This window comes from Caballeronia sp. S22 (assembly GCF_964261745.1).
GTDB classification, from domain to species: domain Bacteria; phylum Pseudomonadota; class Gammaproteobacteria; order Burkholderiales; family Burkholderiaceae; genus Caballeronia; species Caballeronia jiangsuensis.
Window position 1 is genome coordinate 124,267 of sequence record NZ_OZ180040.1, and the last position, 24,200, is coordinate 148,466.

The window sequence follows — 24,200 nt, forward strand, 5'->3', positions numbered from 1 at the left end:
ACGTGCTGGACCCGTTTGCGCAACTGGTTGGCGTTCACGCCAGCCTTAAGGGCAGCCCGGACACCGATGCCCCTGGTCTTCGGCATGCCTCGATCAGCCGGAGCTTGTCCTCTGGATCAAAGCAGCGCCGGCCGCCTTCATCGATATGCGTGAATTTGGGAGGGAGGAAATCAAGATCGTCTGGGGTCATGTTTGCGTCCGCAGTTGTTGAACCGCACCCTGAAAGTTGGACGACTGATGAGTCGCTAGACGACCCACGGCCGAGCGCGTCGCATGCACAGGTCAAAAGGAGATGGCCGACAAGAAGGTCTCTTTGCGCAAGCGACTCGCGGCGACCGGGGCTAAATCTTGATCTGGAGTGGCGCGCACGCGCGCACGAGGACCGCAGAAAACTCTTTGACTGCATCGCAGAGGGCGACCCACGGTCGCGCTCGGGTTGGACGACGAGATAGAAAAGAAGACCGACGCCCTGTCCGAGCGTCCGGAGTTATACCGCATCGGCCGCGTGCGCGGCACGCGCGAAATGGATGTCGGCGCCGACCGTGGGCGGCGTGAATCCGTCGCTGACGATCCAGGCGATCGCGTTGCGCACGGCGCTCTGGGCCGGCACGCATCGCGGCCTGCTTGCGTGCGCGGCGCTTGGGATCACGGCATGTGTCCTGCAGGGCCTGCGGCGCCGTTAGCGAGGATGATCGTGCGCGACGATCCCATGCGCCGGTCCGTGCTCGCGCATGAAGGACTCGAAGAACGCGGGCGGCATCAGCGGCGGAACTTCGTATTGCGGACCCAGGCTCGAGAGCGCCCGATCGAAGCGCACGAAGGTCGCGAAGTCGCGCGGATATAGCCGCACATCGACACCAAGAAAGCGCCCTTCGCGCCGCGCGCGCGCGAGCAGCCCGCGCCATGTGCCGATGGCCGTCACGCCGACGCCTTCGGTGCCATGCGAAAACAGCAGCAGGTCGATTTCGTCGAACGATTCGCTGTCCAGAAAGCGGCGCAGCGATTCCGCCGAAGGCTCCGTGCAGAAGACGAGCCAGAACGGAATGGCGTGCAGACGCAGCGTCGTGTGCGGATCCATCAAGAGGAACGAGTCGACGACGAGCCGTCGCGCGTCGATACCCATGCTCCGATACCACGCGCGATACAGCGCCGCCGTCGCGAAGCTAAACGCTTCTGGCTCCTCGAAGCGCCATTCGACGACACGCCAGCCCTTCTCCGCCGCGAGGCCGACGATCGACCGCGTGAGCGCGTCGTCGTAACCCCATTCGGCTTCGGGCGCGCGCTCGGTCGGCGGCGGCGGCGTCCATCGCGGGCGGGTCACGCCGTAGCGTGCGAGATACTCCGTGACGCGCGGCCCGTCGTTGAAGTACTCGTCCTCCGATGCGCCGCCCACCGCGCCGAACTGATAGAACGAGCGATCGCCGGTGCGCGTGACGGGCCAGTCGCGCGTGCAGTGGCTGATATGGATGGTCGCGCCGGGCGCGAGCGCGCGCAGAAGGAACTCGCGATACGCGAGCGGCAGTGCGCGATGCTTCAGGCGGAAGTAGCTCATCGCGGAAAGCATCAAACGATCCTGATTCGGGTCCTGCATGTGATGCACGGCGATGCGCGGATCCGCGCGCAACAGGGCATCGACGATGCGCAGGCCGTCGTCGAAGCCTTTGCAGGCGTCGTCGGGATCGCTGAACGGCGCACGCACGGGGCACAGAATCGTCTGTGGCAGCCACGGAACGCCGAGCGCCGCGGCGGCATGCAGCAGCGCGCCGTTCGACGAACCGACAAACGCCGCGTCGTAGCTTCGCTGCGGGTATAGCCCTGCGATCCATTCGCCGATGCCTTCGACATCGAGCGTGCGCGCCTGCCGCGCCGCAATGCCTTCGGACATGCCGCCCACCGCGTACACCCATTCGCGGGCGCGCTGCGGCAAACGGTTGATCGCAGGCATGACGGCATCGAGCAGCGGCGACTGGCTCGGGCTGCTGAACGGCTCGCCTCGCAGGCACAGTGCGAGCGCCTGCGCCATGCCGGCGGCGGAATCGAAGCGGGCGATGCCGCGCGGAGGCTTCGTCATTGTCATGACGATGTGCCGCCCTGCAGCAAAAACGGCCGGATCGCCAGCGCAAAACTGTGCGGATACACGTAGTTGAGCGTGTGCGTGCCGCCTTCGATGGTGACGAGCGCGCCGTTCGGGATGCGCGCCGCCACTTCGCTCGCCCACGCGAGCGGAGCGACCGGATCGCGCGAACCCGCGACGACGAGCGTCGGCGCCGCGATGCGCGCGAGTTTGCGCTCGATGCGGTCGCGCATGAGGGCACGCATGGTCGCGAGTGCGCGCACCATACCGGCCTTCGCATAATCGACGCGTCCGATCGATGCCGACGAGCGGGCCTGCTCGCGCCTGCCGTTGCGCCAGTCGCGCGCGATCTGCGCGACCAGCGAACGCGCATCTGGATCGACGGTCGGGCCCTGCAGCACGAGCCGGTCCACCGCTTCCGGATAACGCGCGGCGAAATCGGCGAGGATCTGGCAGCCGAACGAGTTGCCGACGAACATCGCGCGCTCGATGCCGCGTGCCCCGAGCCACAGGCGCAACGCATCGGCGAGCTCCGGCACGGACAGCGCGGAACCGCGCATGGCGCTTTCGCCAAAGCCGGGCAGATCGGGTGCGTGGACGTCGAAGTCGTTGCGCAACGCGAGCGCGAGCGGCTCCATGTAGCGGCTCGAAATCACGAGTCCGTGAACGAGCACGACCCGCAGGCGGCTGGCATGTCCGCCCGCGCATGCGGCATGACGCGAGAACATGCGATACGGCCCCGCCTGCGTGTAGCGCACAGTGATGCCCGCGCGAGCGCTTTCATCGCTCAGCGCGGGCGTGCGCTTCAGACGCATCCATTCGAATGCCGCCCACGCCGCGAGCGCCCCCGCGCCAACGCCCGCGAGCACCCGCCAGTTCGGCCGCGCGGAGCTCATGCGGCGGGCGGCTGCGTGCCGCGCACCACGTGGACGGCACAGTCCCGCACGTCCTCGAGCGAGATACCGCCTCTTCCATGAAACACCAACGCTTTCATCGCATGCTCCTTGTCGAGGTTCCCAGTGTCCATGCGGCATGGATTGCCGCTTCAGCAATGCGCAGGCCCGCCGACGCGCGCGGCTCACGCGTCCTCCCAGTCGTGCCATTCGACATCATGCGCCGCGAGATAGCCGCTCACCGCCTCGCCAATCGTCGGAAACAGCCATTCCTCGCCAATCTGCGGCAGCACGCCATAGCGCTCGAGGTTGTCCTTCACCGGCCCTTTCAGCTCGGCGAAGCACAATGTGATGTCGCGCGCGAGGAGTTCCTCATGCAGCCGCTCCAGCACTTCGACGGCCGTCAGGTCGATGTCCGTCACCGGCTCGGCGGCGATGACCATCCAGTGCACGGTTTCATCCGATGCTTCGATCGCGCCCAGCACATGCTCGCGAAAGATTTCCGCGTTGGCGAAGAAGAGCGGCGCGTCCCAGCGGAACAGCACGAGTCCGGGCACGCGCCGCGCCTCGGGATGACGCGAGACATCGTGATAGCCCTTGCGTCCGTCGATGCGCCCGAGCACCGCGTCATAGGGCCGCCAGGCACGCCACAGAAAGGACAGCACGGCGAGCGCCAGCGCAAGCGCGATGCCGTTGACGACGCCCAGCGCCGCCACGCCCGCGAAACACACGAGCGCCTGGACGAACTCGCTCTTGCGCAGCCGCCAGAGCCGCACGATGCCGCGCACTTCGAGCATGCCCAGACACGCCGCGACGACGATGGCCGCGAGCGACGATTGCGGCGTGCTCGCGAGCGCATGCGGCGCGAACATGAGCAGCGCCGCCACGACGAGCGCGGCGATCACGCAGGTCAGCTGCGTCTTCGCGCCGGCCGCTTCGGCAACGGGCGTGCGCGAGCCGCTCGCGCTCACCGCGAAGCCCTGGAACAACCCGGCCGCGATATTCGACAGACCGAGCGCGACGCATTCCTGATTGCGATCGATGGTCTGCTTGTTGCGCACTTCGTAAGTGCGCGACAGAACGACGACATCCGTGAACGCCACCAGCGCGATCGCCGCCGCCGGACCAGCGAGCTGCCACCATTGCTGGGGCGGGAGCAGCGGCAGTTCGATCGAGGGTAATCCGCGTGAGATGTTGCCGATCGTCGCCACGCCGGCGCGCTTGCCGAGGTCGAACGCGCTGACGAGCGCGGTGGCCAGGCCCGCCGCGATCAGCACGCCCGGCAGCCTTGGCCAGAATCGCTTGCACAGCAGGATCAGCGCGAGCGCGCCGATGCCGATGCCGAACGACGTCGGGTTCACTTTCCACGCGGAGAGTCCGTCGATCAGATCCTTCACCTGATCGAAGAACGCTTCGGCCCGGCCCTTGTAGCCAAGCAGCTTCGGCAACTGCCCGACGAGGATCGTGAGCATGATGCCGTTCAGGAAGCCATGGCGGATCGGCAGCGACAGCAACTCGGTGACGAATCCGAGCTTCAGCAGACCGACGACGATGCAGATGCTGCCCGCCAGCAGCGCGAGCGCGCCGGCCGCGACGATGGCGCGATGCGGGTCGCCGCGGCTCAATGGCACGATGCTCGCCGCGATCAGCGCGACGAGTGCCGAATCCGGACCGATGACGAGATAGCGGCTCGGGCCGAAGACCGCATAGGCGAGCATCGCGGCGAAGGAGGCGTAGAGGCCGTGCACGGCCGGCAGCCCGGCGACCTCGGCATAGGCCATGCCCGCCGGCAAGAGCACCGCGCTCAGCGACAGGCCCGCGATGAAGTCGTGCACGAGCCATTGCGCGCGGTACGCGCGCAGCACGGCGAGCCCGCTGATCCAGCGAAGCGGGTCCGTCGCGCGCCTGCGCGTCGTGCGGCCGTCGTGGCCGGTTTTCGTGTCCATCGTCGCGCCCCTGTTTCTTACGGAAAGCAAGAGCGGTTCCAGACCGGGAACGAAGCTTGCCTGAACACTCCGCGACGACATTGCACCACGGAAATCGGCTCATGAACATGCTGAAGATCGATCGCCTGCACCCGACCCAGATGACGCACGGCGAGCGTCAGATACGGAAGAAGGAGGCGGCGTATCGGGCACTGAATTCGCACGATCTGGAGATGGCGATCGCGGAAAAGCCGATCGCAATCGTGCTCGGTCCGGGCGATGAGCCGTTCGTCATCGACCATCATCATGTCACATGCGCCTTGTCGCGCATCGGAGTGAAGCGCGTGCCCTACGTCCTGCTCGGCGACTTTTCGTCGCTGTCGCCCGCGGAATTCTGGCTGACGCTGGAAAATCGTTCATGGGTCTATCCCTACGATGCCGCGCGCCGGCGCGTGCCCTTCCGGGACATGCCTCCGCGCATGTGGGACGCCGTCGACGACGAATTCCGCAGCCTCGCGGCCATCGTGCGCGCTGCGGGCGGCTATGAGAAGACCGACGTGCCGCTCGCGGATTTTCGCTGGGCGGACTTGTTTCACGCGCACTTTCCGCAGCCGCAAGGGGATGCGGAATTCGACGCGCTGCTGAAGCCCGCCCTCGAATTCGCTCGCAGCGCTGCGGCCGCGGGCCTTCCGGGTTTCACCGGCTGAGCCGGCTTCTGCTTCTATTCCGGGTTATCGGCGATGAAGTTCGAGCGCGGCATAGTCGGGCTTGTGCGTGGTGCCGTCGTTCAGCATGATGCCGTACGGGCCCTGGCCGGTCGGGGGATCGTCGTAGAGTTCGTAGGCCTGGAGCGATTCGATGCCGTACTGCGGCGCAATCGACAGAAGCGCCTTCAGCATGTCGTTGTAGAGGAAGGTCGCTGCCTGCTCCGGCGTCCCGGGGAAGTCCGGGCGAATGCCCACTTCGTTGATCCAGACAGCTTGCCGAAGGACTTGAGGGTGCCGATCACGTCGGACCAGCCCGAACCTCCGCATGCATGGCGGATGTCGCCCTGCTCCGAATACCAGTGCCACGCGGTGATGTCCCATGTGACGACGGGATGGCCGCTCGTGCCGTCCGGCTGCGTGCCGTTTGCGAGCATCTGGTCGAAGCCGTAATGCATCCACGTGTTCCCGCCGATGATGATCTTGCCCCCCGGACCGACGGACTTGATGCCCGCGATCATTCCGCGAATGATCCCGCGCGCGACCCGAAAGCAGTGGTTGTCGTAGTCGGTGCTGTGCACGCCGTCGACCCAGCCGACGAGACATTGCGGGGCCAGTTCGTTCGTGACCTCGTAGTAGGCGTACTTCTGCACATTGACGACCTGTTGAGCGAGTGCATAAGAGCCCTGATAGGCGGTGTCCTCATCAGGGAAGTTCTTGACGATCTCCAGAAGCACGGGATACACCGTGACGCGGGACTGCTGCATCATCTGCGCGAGGCTCGCGAGCTTGACTGCTTGCGCCTGACTCGCCACGTCGTTCCGGTACATCTTCACGTTGAGATCCTTCAGTTGCGCCAACTGCTGTGCGGGGCTCGATAGCGCATAGGCGCCGCCGACGTTGATATGGCCGTTCATGCCGTAAAAGATGCTGCCCGTGGGCGCAATCACGGCAGCGGGTCCGCTCGTGCCGGACGCCGTGTCGGCGCGCTCGCGGCCGAGGCACCGGACGCCGCCTGCGATCCGCCTGGATTGCCGGTGCCCGAACTGCCTTCACCGCCGCCGCAAGCGGCCAGCAGCACGCACATTGCGCAGGCAGACAACGCCGCAATGCGCGCGCGAAGCCGCACGCATTGCGGATCGCCGCGCAATGGATAACCAGGCGAGAAAGCAGGCTATGCAGAGTGAGATTATTAAAATGATTTCGGTCACGCGCGTCTTTGAAAGTGTCAATTCGATAAGTTCGCTGAGTTGATTAATAAGAAAAGGAGCGAACGGTGCGACCGCGCCATGTCAGTGTAGTTCCGGGTTCCGTACAGAACGAGCAAATCAAAGAAAGGTGGCCCCCAATTGGGCGATGCGCATTATCCAAGGGATCGCGGAGTGACACGCGCGGGACTACAGCTGCAGCGCCTGCTCGGCGGGTCAAACTGGCTTACTGCAAGGCGAACCCGGAGAGACCTTTACACCCAACATACTGACACGCGAAAGTCCTTCAAAATAGGACTTCGCCTGACGGCTTTAGACCCTATGCACCTCGCATTCGACGCGCAACGATGCGGCCCGAAGTCAGAGTAAATAATGACGTCGAACCCGGATATCGAAAGATCGATCCGGTTTCACGCTTTCTCCCGACGGGAGCAGGTATCCGCGGCTCGCGGGCGATCCCGCAAGGTAGATCCGATCCGCAGAAAATGCCGACCTTCGCCGACAAACTCAACGGCACCGAAATCGCCCGCGTCCTGACGGTCGTTCGTTCGGCGTTGGGGCAACCATGCGCCTCCGGTCACCACGCGCGACGTGCAGCGCATGCGCGATGCCGTGGGCGGAGGCGCGCCGCACTGAGGTCCGCGTCGAGGCACGTCCATTGCGCTTGTCACTCAGTCGCCAAAGGACATGCCGATCATGCCGCAAGCTGCCCGCAGACTGCTCGTGTTGTCGCCTCATCTCGACGATGCCGTCTTCAGTTGTGGCGCCATGCTCGCCGCGTCGCCGGGCGCGACGGTCTGCACCGTCTTCGCGGGCACGCCCGACGATGCGCTCGTCACGGACTGGGATCTGCAGTGCGGCTTCGCCAACGCGCATGAGGCGATGCACGCGCGCCGCGCGGAAGACGCGGCCGCGTTGGACGTGCTCGCCGCCCGCGCGGTGCACCTTCGCTTTCTCGACGCCCAGTATGCGAACAGCAGCACGACGAAGGAGATCGCATCGGCCATCCGCGATGCAATCGGCGCGGGCGATTTCGACACGCTGCTCATTCCGCTCGGCCTCTTTCATTCCGATCATTCGCTCACGCACGCGGCATCGCTTGCGGCCTGGCGTTCCGTCGGGTCGATGGCGTGCATTGCGTATGAAGACTGTCTTTATCGGCGCATGAAACGCCTCGTGCAGAGGCGGCTGGCCGAACTCTCAGGCGATGGCATCGAAGCGACGCCGCTTCTGGATCCCATCGGCGCGGACACGCTCTCGCGCTTCGAGGCGAAGCAGCGCGCCGTCGCGCGCTACACGAGCCAGCTCAAGGCTTTCGGCCCGCACGGCTACGACGACGTGCGGGCGCCGGAACGCTTCTGGACCCTTCATGCCGCCGACCAGGATGACTGAACAGCCAACCCTTTCGAATTCCGATGCGGCGCGTCTCACGGTAGTCGTGCTCACGTACAACCGTGCCGATCAGGTGCTCGACACGGTCGCAAGACTTGCCGCGTTGCCCGACCGCATACGAATCGTGGTGGTCGATAACGCCTCGTCCGATGGAACCGCGGAGCGCATCGCGGCAAGCTTTCCTTTCGTCGAACTGGTCACCGCGCCGGCAAATCTCGGCGCGGCGGGGCGCAACCTGGGCGTCGAGCGCGTGACGACCGAGTACATCGCGTTCTGCGACGACGACACATGGTGGAGTCCCGGTTCGCTCTCGCGCGCGGTCCGGATCCTCGATGCTGTGCCGCGCGTTGCCGTGCTGAATGCGCGCGTCGTGGTCGGCGAGCACGGCACCCCCGATGAAACCTGCGAACGCATGCGCGAAAGTCCTTTGCGGGACGACGGGCTGCCCGGTCGCTCGCTCATCGGCTATATGGCGGGAGCGTGCGTGTTTCGCACGGACGTTTATCGACAGGTGGGCGGTTATGAGCCTCGGCTCTTCATCGGCGGCGAGGAAACCCTCGTCTCGCTCGATGTGCTCACTTGCGGACACGAGATCGTCTATGTCGATGAACTCGTGCTCCATCATCATCCCTCGCCCCTGCGCGACAGCGCTCAGCGGCGCAGGCTACTTGCGCGCAATGCCGCGTGGGTCGCCTGGCTGCGACTGCCGCTCGCCGAAGCGCTTCGCGTCACGGGCTGCGCATTGCGTGTGATGCGTGCTGAGGGCTCGCTGCGGTATGACCTTCCCGTGCTCGTCGCGGGCCTCGGCTGGGCGCTGCGCAGACGCCGCGTGATTCCCGCGCGCGTTCGGGAAATGCGACGCATCGTGCACGAGGACGATGCGCGGCGCGCCGTGCAGGCGGGCACGTCTGGCTCTTTCACTTCTACACGCGCCACGTAAAGCACGCGCAGACTCTCATCGCACAAAACGAAATTTGGTTCGATGCGCGACGAACCGCAATTCGTTTCGTGATTCGTCCGGTCGGCACAACGAGTGGCACGGTGAATGCTGAACTCCCGTTACTGATCCAGCCGGTCGCTGCCAGGTACACGCCCATGCGGATCAAATAACAGGGAGGCTCTCGTGAAGATCGCTTTGATCAGTGAACACGCCTCGCCGCTGGCGATAGCGGGCGGCGTCGACAGCGGCGGACAGAACATCTATGTGGCGAATGTCGCGCGCCAGCTCGTGCGCATCGGTCACGATGTCGATGTCTTCACGCGCTGCGATCGCTCGCTGCTGCCGCTCGTCTCGCGCTTCGAGCACATTCGCGTGATCAACGTGCCGGCAGGACCGCCCGTGCAACTGCCCAAGGAACAGCTTCTGCCGCACATGGACGCGTTTGCGGATTTCATGATCGGTTTCATGAAGAAGGAAATCCGCCCGTATGCGATCGTGCACGCGAACTTCTTCATGTCGGGCCTCGTCGGCCTGCGCATCAAGGACGCGCTCGGTGTGCCGCTGGTCACCACCTTTCATGCGCTTGGGCGCGTGAGGCGCCTGCATCAGGGCGAGTCGGACGGCTTTCCCGATGCCCGCTTCGCTATCGAAGACGAACTCGTGCGGCGATCCGACTCGGTGATCGCCGAATGCCCGCAGGACGAGAACGACCTGATCCACCTCTACGATGCCGACCCCCCACGCATCGATCTCGTGCCGTGCGGCTTCGACCGCACGGAGTTTCATCCGCTCGACAAGGCACGCGCCAGAGCGCGCCTCGGCTGGCCACAGGACCGCTTCATCGTGCTGCAACTGGGGCGCATGGTGCCGCGCAAGGGTATCGATAACGTCGTGCGTGCGCTGGGCGTTTGCCTCGCCGCGCATGGCGAACGTGCCGAGCTCTATGTGGTGGGCGGCAATTCCGACGAACCCAATGAGATCGCCACGCCCGAAATCGGCCGGCTGCGCGGCATCGCGCGCGAGTGCGGCATCGAGCAGCAGGTGCATTTCGTCGGCCGGCATGGCCGCGCCGAACTCAAACACTTCTACAACGCGGCCGATGTCTTCGTGACGACGCCGTGGTATGAACCCTTCGGCATCACGCCGCTGGAGGCGATGGCCTGCGGCACGCCGGTCATCGGCGCCGATGTCGGCGGCATCCGCTATTCGGTCGCGCATGGCGAAACCGGCTTGCTGGTGCCGCCCAAGGACCCCTCGGCGCTGGCCCATGCGCTGGTCGCGCTCAAGCACGATCCGACGCTCGCGCAGCGGATGGGCGAAGCGGGCCTCGCGCGCGCCAACGCTATGTTCACCTGGGCCGGCGTCGCGCAGACGCTCGCGCGGGTCTATGCGCGCCTGAGCGGCGACGAAGCGCGGGCGGCCAATCGCGTCACGATGGGCATCGCGATGGGCGGAGCCTCGCTATGACGATCATGAAGAACGCGCATGTCGGCACCCATCCGCCGCGCCGGTACGCAGCGATCAGCGCCGCCATTGCTGGTCGAAGTAGTGTTCGGTTCGCGACAGCGCATACAGGGCCGCCGCGCGCCGGATCTCGTTACGTTCGCCATGGAAGACGCGGGTCTCGGTGAACGTGTTTATCTCGCCGTCGCGCGTGCGGTATGACCATGCGAAGCATTGCGTGCCCGGCGGAGGTCCGCCGCCCGGCACGGCATCGGCGACGCCGGTGTTGGCGATCGCGATATCCGCGCAACACGCTTCCTGCCGCAACGCGCCCTCTGCCATTTCCCGCGCCACGTATTCGCTCGTCAGCCCGTAGCGATCCATCGTTTCCTTACGCACGCCGAGAAAGCCGGTCTTGCCAGTCGGCGAATAGGTAACGAAGCCCACGTCGAGGCAATGCCCGCTCCCCGGTACCGAAGAGACCAGCGACGATATATCCCGCGGTACAGGACTCCGCCGTGGCGAGCTTGAGCCCGCGAGAGGTCAGAAAAGAGACCACTTGCCGGGGAATATCCATGGTTCAGTCTCCCGACGTGCGATGTTACGCAAGCCGTAGCAGGCTGCGTGCCTTCGCGTATCGGATGGGAACAGCGATTGCTGCGGCAAAGGCCGACAACGGCGCACCCGCAGATGATGCCTTCACCGCCGTCTTCGCGGCGGGCGCCGCGCTGCGCTTATCGTGCTCGCATCGATGGTGCGGTCCGTCTTGCTGCACGGCGCGAAGCACCGCTGTTCCACAGCGGCCGTGACGCTAAAAGAAGAGGCTGCTGCACCACCAAAGCAATACCCGGTCGACTCTCGAGAACGAGAGGCCGGATCCCACGACACAGCGCATCGCGCGAAGGAGCCAGAGTGGAAATGCGAAACTGCTCGCCGTCGATCACAACGATGATCCGCACGGATCACACGCACGTCATGGCTGCGTTCCATCGATATCACGCCGACACGCCGTGGTGGAGGAAGCGGGCCATCGTCGAGCTGGCCTGCACGGCACTCGAAATTCATGCGCAGCTGGAGGAAGAGATTTTCTATCCGGCGCTCGGGATCGCGTTGTCCGGCGACGACACGCTCCAGAAGAGCAAGCCCGAGCATGACCAGATGCGCGAGGACATCGCGAAACTGCGAGCGATGGGTCCTCACGACGCCGCCTTCGATGCGCGCTTCATGAAGCTCATGCGGGAAGTGATTCATCACGTCGCGGACGAGGAAACGGTGCTGATACCGACCGCTGAACGCGCGCTTGCCTCACAGCTTTCGGAGCTTGGCGCGCGCATGACCCGACGAAGGTTGCAACTCGTCGCGCAGAAGCGGCCGGCGGCGATTGCTGCGAATACGGCCGGCACTTTTCCGTTGGCATCGCTCGCCGTGGTGTCGCTCGGCGTGTTCGCCATCGCGCATTGTCTGCGGCCAGCGCCCGCGCGACGCGCTCGGCGGACCTAGCATTCGGAACGGCGCGTGCCGGCCGCTCGATATCGATTACGGATCGGGCAGGCCAAGCGCGCGCCTCATGACGGACGATGACCGCGCTGCCCCGCTGACGATTGCGCGCTGGCCTCGCAGCTTTCGGCGCAGGCGTGCGCGCCTGCAGGAAGAACCCGCCGCGTGGCATCCTGCGGAACGATGATTGCTAAAGGGTGGCCGCGTGCGCTGTCCGGCTTCCGCCCCTTTACGGCCGCTCGGTGCGCACCGCGCGCGAACGACAACGGAAGCATCATCGAACGACATGCAGAGCGCATTGAGCCCAGCAGGCATTCAGGCCAGCCGCATCCCCGATCTGTGGAATCTGACGCTGGCCGTCTGCTGCGTCGTCTTCGCCGCGATTCTCGTCGCGTGCCTCATCGCGATACTGCCCGCCCCGCGTGCGAACCGAGCAACGCCCGCGGACATTCCGGTCGTGAGCCGTGCGCAAGCTCCCGTGCGCTTCCGTGTCAGCGCCGCGACCGGCGTGTCAGCGTTTCTGCTGTTCGGACTCGTGCTCGCGACGTGCTCACCGACCGCGCGCTATCGCGGCTGCCCGTGAGCGACGCGCTGCGCATCGAGATGACGGGCTATCAATGGTGGTGGCAGGCGCGCTATCTCCCGGACGGGGGCACGCCCGGCTTCACGCTCGCGAACGAGCTGCATGTGCCGGTGGGCGCGTTCTATTACTGGTTCCCCAAGTTCGCGGGTCGCATGCTCGGCGAGCGGCTCGGCAAGTGGCAGTTCTGGCTGCTTCATCGGGTTCAACGTGGCCTTCTTTCCAATGCACCTGCTCGGCCTCGAAGGCATGCCGCGGCGCGTGTGGACCTATCCGCACGGCCTTGGCTGGGACGGCATGAATCTCACGGGTACGATCGGCGCCTACGTGATCGCCGTGAGCGTGCTCCTGTTCATCATCAATGTGGTGAGGAGCCTGCGCAGCGACGAGCGCGCGAGTGCCGATCCATGGGGCGCGGGCACGCTCGAATGGAGCGTGCCGTCTCCGCCGCCGCCGCACAACTTCGATGCGGTGCCCGTCGTGCATGGCCGCGACCCGCTGTGGGAGCCCTTCGCGCAGCCGGCCTTCGTTGCGAGCCTCGCCGCGGACGCGCGCGAAGTGCTCGTGACGACCGTGCTCGATGCGCAGCCCGATCATCGTCCGATGCTTCCGACGCCGTCGATCTGGCCGTTTGCGAGCGCCGTCGCGACCACGATTCTCTTCATCGGCTCCATTTATACGCCGTGGGCGATCGTCTGGGCGTCGCCGCCGGTCGTGGTGGCGATGATCGGCTGGTTCTGGCCGAATCGCGGCGAAAACCGGGTCGCGGTCGCGCGCAAGCCAGCCATGAACGCCGGCACACGCATGGCCGCCCCGCGTCCCGACGATCGGGACACCTCGAAACTCGTGCTCGACGTCCGCGCACTCCCGACTTTCGCGTTCAGCCATCGCAGCCTGATGTGGTGGAGCACGATGGGCCTGATGCTGATCGAAGGCACGGTGTTCGCCATCGCGGTGATGATGTACTTCTATCTGCGCACGCGCGCACCGAGCTGGCCGATGGCCGCAGACGCGCCCCGCCTGCTTTGGGGCACGCTCAACATGGGCGTGCTGCTCGCGAGCCTGTGGCCGAATCAGCTCGCGAAGAATGCGGCGGAGCGAGGCGATCGGGCGAAGGCGGCGCTGTGGCTCGCGATCTGTCTCGCGGCGTCCCTCGCATTTCTCGCGATACGCGGATTCGAGTTCGCCGCACTCAACGTGAGCTGGTACACGAACGCGTATGGATCGGCCGTCTGGCTGCTGCTCGGCCTGCACACGACGCATCTCATCACCGATACCGTCGATACCGCCGTGCTCGCCGTGCTGCTGTTCACGGGACCGGTCGAAGGCAAGCGGCTCGTCGATGTCACCGAGAACGCGCTCTACTGGTACTTCGTCGCCTTGAGCTGGCTGCCGATCTACCTGGTCATCTATGGGGCATCGCGCATATGAAAACCTGGCTCGCCTTGCTCGGCGCTCCCTTTATCGTGCTCGGCTGCCTCAGCATCAACTATGCGCTGGTGACGCCCGCCTGCCGGCTGGGCGGCCACGCCGTGCTCGATGGCGTGAGCGCCGCGAGCTTGCTCGTCTGCGTGGGCGCGACGCTGCTCGCGTGGCAGCGCTGGCAGGATGCCCGCCGCCCCCCCAGGCAGCCGACGCCCGAGATGACGGAGCGGCCCACACGCGCCGCGTTCGTCGCGGCGGTGGCGGCCGGCGTCGGCGTGCTGTCGGTACTGTCCGTGATCGCGATATCGATACCGCAATGGCTACTGTCCGCCTGTTGAACTGCGCACTGCCCTGCGCCCTCGCCGCGTGCGCCGACGCCCATGCGCATGCGGCCGCGCCGGCGTCGCGCGCCACCGACGCCGCGCCGCTCGCGTGGACCTTCGAGCCGTGGGTCGTCATCGTGCTGGCCGCGAGCCTGCTGCTTTATCTCGCGGGTTACCGGCGGCTACGCATGCGTGGTGCGCAAGGCCGCGCGGGGCGTTCGGCGCGGCTCGCCGCATTTGTCGCGGGATGGCTCGCGCTCGTCGTCGCGCTCGTGTCGCCCCTGCATGCCCTGAGCGAATGGCTTTTTTCCGCCCATATGCTTCAGCATGAAATCTTCATGCTGGTGGCAGCGCCGCTGCTCGTGATTGGCCGGCCGCTCGCCATCTGGCTCTGGGCGTTTCCCGCCACCGCTCGCGCCCGCATCGGCGCGGCGACGCGCTCGCGCTGGATCAGGCGTCCATGGCGCTGGCTCACGCTGCCGCGGTCGCCTGGACCTTGCACGCCGCCGCGCTCTGGTGCTGGCACGCGCCGCGCTTCTTCGAGGCGGCGCTCGCCAGTCCCGGCATTCATACGCTGCAGCACGCGAGTTTCCTCGCGAGCGCGCTGCTCTTCTGGTGGACGATATTCGGCCGCGCCGCGAACGCGCAGGTCCGCGACAGCGCACACGCGATGCTCTCGCTCTTTACGACGATGGTCCATACCGGCGCGCTCGGCGCACTCCTCACGCTCGCGCCGGGCGTCTGGTATCCCTCCTGCATCGAGACGACGCTCGCGCTCCGTTTCGACCCGCTTCAGGATCAGCAGCTCGGCAGTCTCCTGATGTGGGTGCCGGGCGGCCTCGCGTATCTGGTGGGCGGGCTCATCGTCGGCGCGCGCTGGCTGACGCGGCGTCCGCCGTCGAGCGTTGGCGCCGGGGTCGCGCGCGGAGGATGACGGGATGCGCCATGTCGCAATCGTGTGCCTCGCGGTTGTCGCGCTCGCCGCGTGCCCGGGCACGCCGCCTTCGTCCGACGCCGTCACCAGCGGCAAAATCCGCAGCACGGCCTCGAAGCAATCCAGCGCTATGGCTGCGGCGCGTGCCACCGCATCGACGGCGCACCAGGCGCGTTCGGCACGGTCGGACCACCGACGCTGCAGGATATCGGCGAGCGCGCCTATGTTGCAGGCAAGTTGCCCAATTCGCCGGAGAACCTGCAGACGTGGATCCGCTTCCCGCAACGCATCGCGCCCGGCAGTGCGATGCCCGATCTCGGCGTGAGCGAGATCGACGCGCGCGACATCGCCGCGTATCTCTATCACCAGTGACCACGATCATGATGCGTGCCGTTTCGCGTTGGCTCCTGCTCGCCGCCCTATGGCCCCCGGCCGTCATGGCCGAATCGCCCGGCCCCTCGCCCGAACTGCTCGCGCGGGGCGCCTATGTCGCGAAAGCGGCGGACTGCGCCGGCTGCCATACGGCAGCGAAGAATGGCGCCGCCTGTCAGCAGCAACATCACACCGGACCGGGAGACTGGCATCGGTGAATACAGCTACGAGGACTTCGCGAGGGCGTTGCGCGAAGGCGTCGCGCCGGGCGGCATGGGGCTTTATCCCGCGATGCCGTATCCCGCCTTCGTGAAGATTGGCGACGAAGACATGCGCGCCTTCTACGCCTACATGATGCACGGCGTGCCGCCCGTGAAGCACCGGCCGCCGCCGACGAAAGTGCCGTTTCCCTTCAACCAGCGCTGGGCGCTGCGCATATGGCGCATGGTGCTTGCGCCGAAGGGGCCGTTCGTGCCGCAAGCCGATCGCGGCCCGCAATGGAACCGCGGCGCGTACCTCGTGCAGTCGCTCGGGCATTGCGGCTCATGCCACACGCCGCGAGGGATGGCCTATCATGAGCGTGGCTACGATGAATCGTCGAAGAGCTTTCTAATTCGGGCGGCATCAACGACAACTGGTTTGCGCCGAATCTGCGCGCGGATGCCGGATCGGGGCTCGGGCGCATTTCCGCGAACGATATCGCCTCGTTTCTGAAAACCGGCCACGGCGCGGGCATCGTCGCTTACGGCAGCATGGTCGAAACTGTCGAGGACAGCCTGCAGTACCTGAGCGACGACGACGCGCGCGCGATCGCCGTCTATCTCAAGAGCCTGCCCGCCACGGGCGCCGCGGACGGCGCGTTCGATCCCGCCCTAGCGCAGGCGGGCCGGCTAAAGACGCGCGCGCCCGATGTTCCATCCGAGCTGGGCGCGGCCATATACGCCGGCTTCTGTGCGCAGTGTCATCGCGCCGACGGACGCGGCGTGCCGAATGCGTTCCCGGCGCTTGCCGGCAATCCGTCCGTCATCGCCGAGGACACGACGTCGCTCATCCGGCTCGTCGTCGAGGGCGGAAACAGTCCCGCGACGATCCACGGGCCGCCGCGACAGGCGATGCCGCCATTCGCGCGACGCCTGACCGACGCGCAGATCGCGCAGGTGCTCACATACGTGCGTTCGTCCTGGGGCAACGATGCGCGCCCCGTTACCACGAACAACGTCACCACGATGCGCAGCACACTGCATAAGTGAGTCGTGCCAAGCGACTCCGGCACGCTGCGTGTGGCTTCGAAAAGCCCGAACCGACGGAAGCGCCATGAGCATCTTTTCATCGATCGGCTGACTCGTTCTCACTTCGCCGAAGCCGTTTCGTCGCTGCCCTGCTTGCGCGCATGGTTCTCGCGGGCCGGCGCGCGATCTCCGCCGCGGCGCCGTGATCCTGCGACGGCTCGCCATCGGGCTCTTTTTCCGCCGCGAGTTGAAGATAGGCGGCGGCAAGCCGGCGCAGCTCGTCTTCGGTGGCGTCCTCTATGCCGATCAACTGATTGCTCGCCTGCTTGTGGGAGGCAAGCAGCTCGTTCAGCTTCAGATGCACGGCGACGCTGTCCTTGTTCGCGCTCTGCTGGATGAGAAACACCATCAGGAACGTGATGATCGTCGTGCCGGTGTTGATGACCAGCTGCCATCCATCTGAAAATTTGAAGACGGGGCCGCACAACAGCCAGATCACGATGGCGATGACCGAAAGCCCGAAAGCGACCGGCGAGCCTGCCCAGCGGGTGACGGTGCTCGCGAAGGCGTCGAATGCGCGCGTGACCGGATGCGCCTTGGCGTATCCCGGGCTCGACGTCGACGGGACCGTGTCCATGGGATCGGCATTGGGGGTGGGTTCTTGTCGTTCATGTCGGCGTACTGTGGGATACGGAAGTCATCAATTCATCAACGATAGTTTTCGAAGGACATACGTCATCGATGTCCGCAAACGGTCGAAGACGAAGGAACAGCTTTTGCTGAAGCAGAAACACCACGACTTCCTATTCCGCGGACCCGACTCATGAGACACGACACCAAGAGCCCGGCCTATCCCTTCGCATCCGGGGGCTGGGGCTCATTGAAAGCGGTGACCCGGATCCTCGCGAAGGAGAAGGTCGCCCTCAAGGACAGCGCGATTCTGCTCAAGCAGAACAAGCCCGAGGGCTTCGCCTGCGTGAGCTGCTCGTGGGCCAAGCCCGCCGATCCTCATACGTTCGAATTCTGCGAGAGCGGCGCGAAAGCCACCGCATGGGATACCACCGCCAAGCGCATGACGCCCGAGTTCTTCGAGTTGCACACGGTGAAGCAACTGCGCAACTGGCACGATCACGATCTTGAGGACGCCGGACGCCTCACCGCGCCGATGAAGTACGATCCGGTGAGCGACAAGTACGTCGAAACGAGCTGGCAGCAGGCCTTCGACGAGATCGGCCGCGAGCTGAACGCGCTCGATCCGCAGTCCGTCGTCTTCTACACGTCGGGCCGCGCCTCGCTCGAAGCTTCATACATGTACCAGCTGTTCGTGCGCATGTACGGCTGCAACAACCTGCCCGACAGCTCCAACATGTGCCACGAAAGCACGAGCGTCGGGCTCAAGGAGGCGATCGGCGTCGGCGTGGGCACCATCACGCTCGACGACTTCGAGAAGACCGATCTCATGTTCTTCTTCGGCCAGAACGTCGGCACGAACAGCCCGCGCATGCTGCATCAGCTGCAGGACGCACGCAGGCGCGGCGTGCCGATCATCACGTTCAATCCGCTGCGCGAGCCGGGGCTCGTCGCGTTCGTGAATCCGCAGTCGCCCGTGCAGATGCTGACGCCGGCCGAAACGACGATCAGCACGCAATACCATCAACTCCGAACGGGCGGCGATACCGCCGCCATTCTCGGCATCTGCAAGGCGGTGATCGAAGCCGACGATCGCGCGAAGGCGCAGGGCGAGGCGCGCATCATCGACGTGGCGTTCATCGAGGAACATACGACCGGTGTTGAAGAATTCGCCAGCTTCGCCCGCAACGCCGAATGGAGCGAGATCGAGCGCGTGAGCGGCCTGCCACGCGCCGCGCTGCAGGAGGCCGCCGGCGAGTACATGAGGGCGAATGCGGTCATCGCGCACTACGGCATGGGGCTCACGCAGCATCGGCTCGGCGTGCAGAACGTGCGCATGATCTGCAACCTGCTGCTTCTGCGCGGCAACATCGGCAAGCCGGGCGCGGGGCCGTCGCCAATACGCGGCCACTCGAACGTGCAGGGCCAGCGAACAGTCGGCATCACCGAGAAGCCGGAGCTCGCGCCGCTGGACCAGCTCGCCAAGCAGTTCTCGTTCGAGCCGCCGCGCAACAAGGGCTTGAATACCGTGGAAGCCTTCGAGGCGATGGTCAAGGGCGATGTGAAAGCCGTGGTCAATTTCGGCGGCAATCTCGTGCGCTCGGTTCCCGACCGTTCGCAAACAGAGCCGGCATGGTCCCGGCTGCGCCTCACGGTGAGCGTGACGATCAAGCTGAATCGTAGCCATCTCGTGCACGGCGAGGTCTCGTACATTCTTCCGTGCCTGAGCCGGATCGAGATCGACCGACAGGCGAGCGGCGCGCAGGCGGTCTCGATGGAAGACAGCACCGGTTGCATGCACGGCTCGCGCGGCGTGGCCGAGCCCGCGAGCGAGAAGGCGCGCTCTGAGCCGTTCATCGTCGCCGGGATCGCGAAGGCGACGCTCGGCGAGCGCTCCACCGTCGACTGGGACGCCTGGCGCGACGATTATTCCATCGTCAGGAACGAGATCGCGACAACCTATCCCGACATCTTCCACGACTTCAATGAGCGCATGTGGCAGCCGGGCGGTTTTCATCGTCCGCTACCGGCCCGCGAACGCGTATGGAAGACGAAATCCGGCAAGGCGGGGTTCCTCGCCCCCGAGTCGCTCGGTGAAGACCCCGACATGACCGAGAAGACGCCGGACGCCCTGCGCCTCATGACCCTGCGCAGCGACAGCCAGTTCAACACGACCATCTACAGCCTCGATGACCGCTTCCGCGGTGTGAAGGGTAACCGCATGGTCATTCTTATGAACCGCGCCGACATCGAGAAGCGCCGGCTCCGGGAAGGGCAGAAGGTCACGCTGGAGACGCTCGCGGACGATGGCGTCGAGCGGCGCCTCGAAGGGCTGCAAATCAAGGCGTATGACATTCCGGAAGGCTGCATCGGCGGCTATTACCCTGAATGCAACGTGCTGCTGCCGCTATGGCATCACGCGAAGGAAAGCAAGGTGCCGGGCGCGAAGTCGATTCCGGTGCGCATCGTCTGACGTCGGACCGACATCACGAACGTGCATTCTTCTGCTGGCGCCGAAACAGCGCTCGAAGCCATTGCCATAGGCGCGGAGTGGCGGCTTGCGCTGTTTCGGCAGTCGCGCTGGGCACTGAAGCGTATCGGGCCAGCAGGAGCGCCCAACGACGGGCGCGTATGCGACTTTAGCGGCAAGCCTTGCGCGATCCGACCCGGGCAGCGTCGATCCAATCCCCGGTCCTTTCCGGTCGATGTCGCCAAACGCGCGATCGCACTTCGCTTCCCCGGGTACGGTCGTTGCGCATGTACTGGTCACCATCTATCAAGGAGGATGCGATGAACACAGGACAAGGCGGGAATATCGTCGGCGGCGGCGTGGGAGAAGGGCCCGGACCGGACGTCATGGCGGCAGCGACACTCGACGGCGATGAGGTTCGATCCTCGGACGGCCAGGACATCGGAAAGATTTCAGACATCATGCTCGACGTCCGAAGCGGGCGGATCGCCTATGCAGTGCTTTCCGAAGGCGGCTTTCTTGGCGTGGGAACGAAGCTGCATGCCATTCCGTGGAGCGCCCTCACGCTGGATACCGCGGAGAAGTGCTTTCACGTCGATATGACCGCGCAGCAGATAAAGGACGAGCCGGGATTCGACAAGGACCATTGGCCCGCAATGGCGGACGAGAAGTACGGAGCGGAGATCCACCGCTACTACAACCGTGATCCGTACTGGGGCCGCAGTGTTGGCGGCGTAAGCGACACGCTATAGCGGCACGCTTTTCTGTTGATCGTATGCACCGGCCCCGACGGCCCGGCATGAGAGCCGGGTCGTCGGGGCCGGCTTGTCTGCTTTTGCCGATGGCGTCCATCGCGCTGCCCGCGAGCACTGCGCAGGCATCGCGCGCCGCCTCGTCCGCGCCCGAAGCATCCAGCCGGTACCGCATAGGCTCGGAAACCGCCCCGTGACCGGCGGCCGTGCTATCGCACATACGGCGCATCGAATGCCGCACGGTCGACGTAGCGATGCAATGACGAAACAGTCCCGATTGGAACTCCCGCACCGATATCGTAGTGACCGACGTCTGGACGTTTCGAAGGGACCCGCGTCCGACGCACCGTCTTTGTCCGTTGCAAGCGCATGCGCTATGGCGCAAATGCGGCTCGTGAGATTGACTGGCTCGCGGCACGCCGACTGCTCTAGCCCGATATATCCGGTGGAGAAAGCGCAATGAAACATCGTGCAACCGTTCTAAGCATGAGACGGGACCGCATATTACTTGTCGCAAAACGGAACGGCCGATGGGCATTGCCGGGCGGCCGGCGCAAACCGGGCGAAGCGCTGTCGCAGGCCGCGGTACGCGAATTGTCCGAAGAGACGCGACTGACTGCGCATCGCGTCGACTACCTTTTCCAGTTCTGGGGATTCAATACACAGCACTTTGTATTCAGCGCGCATGTATCGCCCGATCTCGAAGCGAAACCCGCCAATGAAACTGCGTGCTGCAAATGGGTCAAGCTGTGCGACGTCAAAAGACTGCCTGCGAGCGTCTCGACCAAGGGCATAGCCGAATACCCGGTACGAGCACGCGTCCCGCTCTTTCAACGAGGCCCGATCGACGCTCACGATATCTCGCACGAAGCCGGCTCGTCGTCGGTCTGTCGCACCCGTTTCTCGCCCGATGAGCCACCTGCCGACCGCCTACGCGACTGGCATCGATGCAGCAGCGATTCCTGAGCGCCGAACGGCTCTTCCGCAGATCGATCCCGCACGTACAGACGGAGATTGCGAAGGAGCAATGCAAGCGCAGTCGTCGGTCGCGTGGAATAGTGTTGTTGCGAAACCCGCGAGCCGCAGATTTACAAGGGGCAAGCATGATATCCAACATCGAACTTCTTTGCCGCCTGCTGCTCGCCGCTGTGTTGGGAAGCGTGATCGGGTTCGAACGGGGGCGACTGAACTAGGCGGCGGGTCTGCGCAACATATGCTGGTGTGCGTGGGCTCGACGCTGATCATGCTCGTGTCGGCGTTTGGCTTCGTGGACGTTTCCGACCAAAAGAACGTCGTGCTGGACCCCTCCCGGGTCGCCGCCCAGGTGGTGTCCGGTATTGGCTTCCTCGGCGCCGGATCGATTCTTTTACGCGGCGAGATCGTACGAGGGCTGACAACCGCAGCCAGTTTCTGGTCCGTAGCCGGCATTGACCTGGCCGTCGGTGGCGGCATGTACATCGCTTCAGTCGGTGCGACCATCATCATTCTTGTCATACTTGCGGGCGTGAAGCCAATCGAGCGCAAGTTTATCTCCGTCAAGCAGCAACGCAGCATACAGCTGCTGGGCGAGCACGGGACCGTGACATTCGAAAGCCTTTACATGGCGCTCGGCATGGGGACGGTACGGATAAAGCAGTTTGTTCTTCAACAGTCCGAGGATGACCCGGAGCTCGACGAGATTCACATTGCATTGTCACGCGTCAGCGATGGCGATTTCGCGGCAGTCTGCATGCGCCTCGCGGAACTGTCGGGCGTTCCCGAATGCCGGCGCGGTAAGCAAGGCAACGGCACGTTGATTCGTGCGCGTCGCTAGAGATGTCCCGATCGTTCTTGTGATGCATGACGGCCGCTCGGCACGCTTGCAGCTTGTCGCTGCCGGAGAACTTCGAAGAGAGTCCTCGTCTGGTCCATCGCGGCCATGCGCACGAGCGTGCCCCCTTGCCGCGTGCCGACCGTCCGACGCGATGACTACGCCTGGCTCTGCTCAGAGAAGCGTTTCCGGATCGACGTACTCGTATCCGAGATCGCGCGCGACCGCCTCGTGCGTGACGTGTCCGTCGCACACGTTGAGGCCGCGGCGCAGATGCACGTCATCCTTCATCGCGCGTTTCCAGCCTTTATCAGCCAGCGTGAGCGCGTGGCCTATGGTCGCGTGATTCAGTGCGAACGTCGACGTGCGCGCGACGCCGCCCGGCATATTTGCGACGCAGTAATGCACGACGTCATCGACGAGATAGACCGGATCGGCATGCGTAGTGGCATGAGAGGTCTCGAAGCAGCCACCTTGATCGATTGCCACGTCGACGATCACCGCTCCCTTCTTCATGCTCGCGATGTGTTGCCGTGTGACGAGCTTGGGCGCGGCTGCACCGGAATCAGGACACCGCCGATCACGAGATCGGCGTCGAATACGGCATCCTCGATACTTTGCGCGTTGGAAAACGCGGTGGTGATCCGGTTGCCGAACACGAGATCGAGCTGACGAAGACGGTCGAGGTTTTTATCCAGCACGGTGACGCGCGCGCCCATCCCGACCGCCATCTGCAACGCGTTGGTGCCCACCACGCCGGCGCCGAGCACGGCGACGTGGCCCGGCTTCACGCCCGGCACGCCGCCGAGCAGCATGCCCCGCCCGCCCTGCGCGATCTCGAGAAAGTGCGCGCCAGCCTGTACTGCCATGCGTCCGGCAACTTCGCTCATGGGCGCGAGCAGCGGCAACCCGCCGCCCTCTCCGGTGATCGTCTCGTATGCGATACAGATCGCTCCGAGTCCACCAGCGCCAGGGCCTGCGCCGGGTCGGGCGCGAGATGCAGATATGCGTATAGGATCTGGCCGGGCCGCAACATCTCGCGCTCGGCGGGCTGCGGCTCGTTGACCTTTACGATCATGTGGCGCACGAGAAAATCTCCGAGGCCTGGCCACGATCTCCGCACCAGCAGTACGGTACTGCTCATCGGTCAGACCTATCGGGTCGCCCGCGTCCGTTTGAACGATGACATCATGCCCGCGCGCAACCAGTTCGCGGACGCTGGCGGGCGTGAGGCCCACGCGATACTCACGAATCTTCACTTCCTTGGGTACGCCGATACGCATGGCAGTCTCCTGTGACCAGGCGGCTGACGCGATCACGCTTCGCCTCTCGCCTGACGATTTATTTCTCGGTGTTATGTCGACGCGAAACCATTCGAGCGACAGCCGCGAAATGGTCCATTCATCGAGGGTGGCGGCGATCGCATCGCTAATCTTATCGCGCAGATGGAGATCGGACCCGTGCGCCGGACAACCCAACGTCGAGTGGGCATCGCATGCCCGGCCGCGAAAGGAATACGGCGCGATCGCTTGCAGCAGGCGGCCGCATCCGCGCGTGCAGACCGGATTTGGAACACCGCCAGCGACTACTCGAGCTCGC

Annotated in this window: 19 protein-coding genes and 7 pseudogenes; 17 read left to right on the plus strand and 9 right to left on the minus strand. The window is 65.0% G+C overall.

Annotated elements, in window-relative coordinates; all coding sequences use genetic code 11:
• Positions 1-5: 5 nt before the first annotated feature.
• A pseudogene (locus ACEN42_RS38835) lies at positions 6-190 on the minus strand (transposase); the annotation flags it as partial.
• A gap of 337 nt (positions 191-527) precedes the next feature.
• On the opposite strand from ACEN42_RS38835, the gene ACEN42_RS38840 reads away from it, so the two are divergent.
• Positions 528-683, plus strand: a complete 156-nt coding sequence (locus ACEN42_RS38840; RefSeq protein WP_371884701.1) for a hypothetical protein — start codon at positions 528-530, stop codon at positions 681-683.
• Here the strand turns inward: ACEN42_RS38840 and ACEN42_RS38845 are convergent.
• From ACEN42_RS38845 to ACEN42_RS38855, 3 genes are all read right to left on the minus strand, one after another.
• Complete coding sequence (locus tag ACEN42_RS38845) at positions 680-2,071, minus strand: hypothetical protein (RefSeq protein ID WP_371884400.1); 1,392 nt, start codon at positions 2,069-2,071, stop codon at positions 680-682. The genes ACEN42_RS38840 and ACEN42_RS38845 overlap by 4 nt on opposite strands.
• 2 nt (positions 2,072-2,073) lie before the next feature.
• Positions 2,074-2,970 (minus strand): alpha/beta fold hydrolase, encoded by an 897-nt coding sequence (locus ACEN42_RS38850; RefSeq protein ID WP_371884401.1) that lies wholly within the window; start codon positions 2,968-2,970, stop codon positions 2,074-2,076.
• A gap of 182 nt (positions 2,971-3,152) precedes the next feature.
• Positions 3,153-4,913 (minus strand): SulP family inorganic anion transporter, encoded by a 1,761-nt coding sequence (locus tag ACEN42_RS38855; RefSeq protein WP_371884403.1) that lies wholly within the window; start codon positions 4,911-4,913, stop codon positions 3,153-3,155.
• Between the two features lie 101 nt (positions 4,914-5,014).
• Here ACEN42_RS38855 and ACEN42_RS38860 point away from each other — a divergent pair, with 101 nt between their 5' ends.
• Complete coding sequence (locus ACEN42_RS38860; RefSeq protein ID WP_371884404.1) at positions 5,015-5,599, plus strand: ParB-like protein; 585 nt, start codon at positions 5,015-5,017, stop codon at positions 5,597-5,599.
• A gap of 24 nt (positions 5,600-5,623) precedes the next feature.
• Here the strand turns inward: ACEN42_RS38860 and ACEN42_RS38865 are convergent, their stop codons facing one another.
• Positions 5,624-5,791, minus strand: a complete 168-nt coding sequence (locus tag ACEN42_RS38865) for a hypothetical protein (RefSeq protein ID WP_371884405.1) — start codon at positions 5,789-5,791, stop codon at positions 5,624-5,626.
• Positions 5,785-6,546, minus strand: a complete 762-nt coding sequence (locus tag ACEN42_RS38870; RefSeq protein WP_371884406.1) for a lipopolysaccharide biosynthesis protein — start codon at positions 6,544-6,546, stop codon at positions 5,785-5,787. Before ACEN42_RS38870 ends, ACEN42_RS38865 begins: the two co-directional genes overlap by 7 nt.
• 954 nt (positions 6,547-7,500) lie before the next feature.
• Between ACEN42_RS38870 and ACEN42_RS38875 the strand changes: the two genes are divergently transcribed.
• The 3 genes from ACEN42_RS38875 to ACEN42_RS38885 all read left to right on the plus strand — a co-directional run bounded on the left by ACEN42_RS38875 (position 7,501) and on the right by ACEN42_RS38885 (position 10,603).
• The gene (locus ACEN42_RS38875) at positions 7,501-8,196 is read left to right on the plus strand and encodes a PIG-L family deacetylase (RefSeq protein WP_371884407.1); all 696 of its coding nucleotides are present in this window, start codon (positions 7,501-7,503) and stop codon (positions 8,194-8,196) included.
• Positions 8,189-9,136, plus strand: coding sequence for a glycosyltransferase family 2 protein (locus ACEN42_RS38880; protein ID WP_371884408.1), 948 nt, complete (start codon positions 8,189-8,191; stop codon positions 9,134-9,136). Before ACEN42_RS38875 ends, ACEN42_RS38880 begins: the two co-directional genes overlap by 8 nt.
• A 183-nt stretch (positions 9,137-9,319) precedes the next feature.
• Positions 9,320-10,603: a glycosyltransferase family 4 protein gene (locus ACEN42_RS38885; RefSeq protein WP_371884409.1), complete on the plus strand. Its 1,284-nt coding sequence runs from the start codon at positions 9,320-9,322 to the stop codon at positions 10,601-10,603.
• 54 nt (positions 10,604-10,657) lie between these two features.
• On the opposite strand, the pseudogene ACEN42_RS38890 reads toward ACEN42_RS38885, so the two are convergent.
• Positions 10,658-11,156, minus strand: a pseudogene (locus ACEN42_RS38890) (CinA family protein).
• A 341-nt stretch (positions 11,157-11,497) separates the two neighbouring features.
• Between ACEN42_RS38890 and ACEN42_RS38895 the strand changes: the two are divergent.
• The 8 genes and pseudogenes from ACEN42_RS38895 to ACEN42_RS38930 all read left to right on the plus strand — a co-directional run bounded on the left by ACEN42_RS38895 (position 11,498) and on the right by ACEN42_RS38930 (position 16,960).
• Positions 11,498-12,079: a hemerythrin domain-containing protein gene (locus ACEN42_RS38895; protein ID WP_371884666.1), complete on the plus strand. Its 582-nt coding sequence runs from the start codon at positions 11,498-11,500 to the stop codon at positions 12,077-12,079.
• A 295-nt stretch (positions 12,080-12,374) separates the two neighbouring features.
• Positions 12,375-12,659, plus strand: coding sequence for a hypothetical protein (locus tag ACEN42_RS38900; RefSeq protein WP_371884410.1), 285 nt, complete (start codon positions 12,375-12,377; stop codon positions 12,657-12,659).
• A 113-nt stretch (positions 12,660-12,772) separates the two neighbouring features.
• Positions 12,773-14,087 (plus strand): annotated as a pseudogene (locus tag ACEN42_RS38905) (cbb3-type cytochrome c oxidase subunit I); the annotation flags it as partial.
• The gene (locus ACEN42_RS38910) at positions 14,084-14,419 is read left to right on the plus strand and encodes a hypothetical protein (RefSeq protein ID WP_371884411.1); all 336 of its coding nucleotides are present in this window, start codon (positions 14,084-14,086) and stop codon (positions 14,417-14,419) included. The pseudogene ACEN42_RS38905 and the gene ACEN42_RS38910, both read left to right, overlap by 4 nt.
• Positions 14,420-14,592: 173 nt before the next feature.
• Positions 14,593-14,754, plus strand: a pseudogene (locus ACEN42_RS38915) (cytochrome c oxidase assembly protein); the annotation flags it as partial.
• 110 nt (positions 14,755-14,864) lie between these two features.
• On the plus strand, positions 14,865-15,338 hold the full coding sequence (locus tag ACEN42_RS38920) for a cytochrome c oxidase assembly protein (RefSeq protein ID WP_371884412.1): 474 nt from the start codon (positions 14,865-14,867) through the stop codon (positions 15,336-15,338).
• 51 nt (positions 15,339-15,389) lie between these two features.
• On the plus strand, positions 15,390-15,710 hold the full coding sequence (locus tag ACEN42_RS38925; protein WP_371884413.1) for a cytochrome c family protein: 321 nt from the start codon (positions 15,390-15,392) through the stop codon (positions 15,708-15,710).
• An 8-nt stretch (positions 15,711-15,718) separates the two neighbouring features.
• A pseudogene (locus ACEN42_RS38930) lies at positions 15,719-16,960 on the plus strand (cytochrome c).
• A 76-nt stretch (positions 16,961-17,036) separates the two neighbouring features.
• Here the strand turns inward: ACEN42_RS38930 and ACEN42_RS38935 are convergent.
• Positions 17,037-17,576, minus strand: coding sequence for a low affinity iron permease family protein (locus ACEN42_RS38935; protein ID WP_371884414.1), 540 nt, complete (start codon positions 17,574-17,576; stop codon positions 17,037-17,039).
• Between the two features lie 186 nt (positions 17,577-17,762).
• Between ACEN42_RS38935 and ACEN42_RS38940 the strand changes: the two genes are divergently transcribed.
• The 4 genes and pseudogenes from ACEN42_RS38940 (at position 17,763) to ACEN42_RS38955 (ending at position 22,604) form a co-directional block, all read left to right on the plus strand.
• Positions 17,763-20,042: an FdhF/YdeP family oxidoreductase gene (locus ACEN42_RS38940; RefSeq protein ID WP_371884415.1), complete on the plus strand. Its 2,280-nt coding sequence runs from the start codon at positions 17,763-17,765 to the stop codon at positions 20,040-20,042.
• Between the two features lie 317 nt (positions 20,043-20,359).
• On the plus strand, positions 20,360-20,791 hold the full coding sequence (locus tag ACEN42_RS38945) for a PRC-barrel domain-containing protein (protein WP_371884416.1): 432 nt from the start codon (positions 20,360-20,362) through the stop codon (positions 20,789-20,791).
• Between the two features lie 486 nt (positions 20,792-21,277).
• Positions 21,278-21,757: an NUDIX hydrolase gene (locus tag ACEN42_RS38950; protein WP_371884667.1), complete on the plus strand. Its 480-nt coding sequence runs from the start codon at positions 21,278-21,280 to the stop codon at positions 21,755-21,757.
• A gap of 137 nt (positions 21,758-21,894) precedes the next feature.
• Positions 21,895-22,604 (plus strand): annotated as a pseudogene (locus ACEN42_RS38955) (MgtC/SapB family protein).
• Positions 22,605-22,775: 171 nt separating this feature from the next.
• Here the strand turns inward: ACEN42_RS38955 and ald are convergent.
• Positions 22,776-23,884: pseudogene (ald, locus tag ACEN42_RS38960) on the minus strand (alanine dehydrogenase).
• Between the last annotated feature and the right edge of the window lie 316 nt (positions 23,885-24,200).